1 pseudogene is annotated in these 1,261 nt (G+C 70.0%); it reads right to left on the bottom strand.

The annotated features are described in order from the left end of the window. Positions 1-1,159 (bottom strand): annotated as a pseudogene (gene xerC, locus ACIP8W_RS31935) (tyrosine recombinase XerC); the annotation flags it as partial. Positions 1,160-1,261 lie beyond the last annotated feature (102 nt).

The raw sequence follows: 1,261 nt of genomic DNA, 5'->3' as shown, positions 1-1,261 counted from the left end.
CCCGTTACCGAGAGATCGGTACGGCGGGTTCGGCGAGCGGTCCGGGGAAACGGACCGGGAGCAATCCCGGCACCGCGCCCCGGGCCGACTCAACAAGCGGATTCGGCGGAGACCGGCCCTGCGGAGGAGTGTGGTGAAGGTGCGGGTGAGGTTGGTCGGGTCGATCGGTCGGCCTTGCGCGGTGGTGAACGTGCCCGTCGTGCAGCCAAGGGGAGCCCGCAGTTTCCTGCTCTTGCTGCTGTTCCTGATGGAGCTTCAGGGACTGGACGCAGCGGTTGGGGAGGGCGATGCGGCGTTCGGAGGCCCGGGTCTTGGTGGGCAGCGTGGTGAGCCCGCCTGTGCTGGTGCGCTGCAAGGTTCGGCGGATTGCGGCGGTGCCCGCGTCGAGGTCGAGGTCTTCCCAGCGCAGGCCGAGGAGTTCACCCTTGCGGAGCCCGGTGCGCAGGGCGAGTTCGAACAGCGCACTCAGCCGGTGCCCGACCGTGGCGGCGAGGAAGTCGCACGCTTCCTCGGCTGTGAGGGGTTCGAAGCGGCGGGGGCGGGGTGTGCCGGTGCGGACGTTGCGGGCGACGTTGCGCGGGATTTCTTCCTCCCGGACAGCGTGCTCCAGGGCGGACTTGAGCACGGAGTGGATGTAGGCGAGGGTCAGCGGGGAGAGCCGCTTGCCGCAGCACGTGCCGATCGCACAGCAGCGGGGCTTGTCGCGGGCGGTGTCGAGGCCGCGTGCGCAGCACTGGCAGGTGGTGCGGAGCTGGTTGAGCCAGGTGCGGACGTCCTTGGCGGTGAGCTTGGCGAGCTTCTTCCGCCCCAGGCCGGGGATGAGGTAGAGCCGGGTGACAGCGGTGTAGCGGGTGTGGGTGTTCTCGCGGAGGTGGTGGACGGCGACGGTCTCCAGCCAGTAGGTCAGGTACGCGGATACGCTGCCTTGTGCGGAGGGGACGGGGAGGCCGCGGTTGCTGGCGGCGATCTTCTCGGTGAGCTTGGCCAGGGCGTCCTTGCGAGTAGTGCCGTAGACGCGGACGCGGCGGCGGGTGTTGCCGGGGGCGAGTACGTATCCGGCGGCTTCCCAGCGTCCGTCCCGGTGCTGGTAGATGGTCCCGTCGCCGTTCGCACGGGTAGCGGGAGCGGCGGGACGAAGCGGGGCGGGGCGGTGCGGCATCAGGCGGCCTACCTTTCAGATCACGGGTTGCCCGCAGCCATTCGTAGGGTTGTGGCACCCAGGGGGGTGGGGTGTGGCTCTCAGGCTGGCTGCCGTTCGTGG

It is taken from the genome of Streptomyces sp. NPDC088554 (assembly GCF_044752945.1).
In the GTDB taxonomy this organism is placed as follows: Bacteria; Actinomycetota; Actinomycetes; order Streptomycetales; family Streptomycetaceae; genus Streptomyces.
The sequence above is the reverse complement of the archived record's forward strand: the minus strand, read 5'-3'. Positions and strand labels throughout refer to the sequence as shown.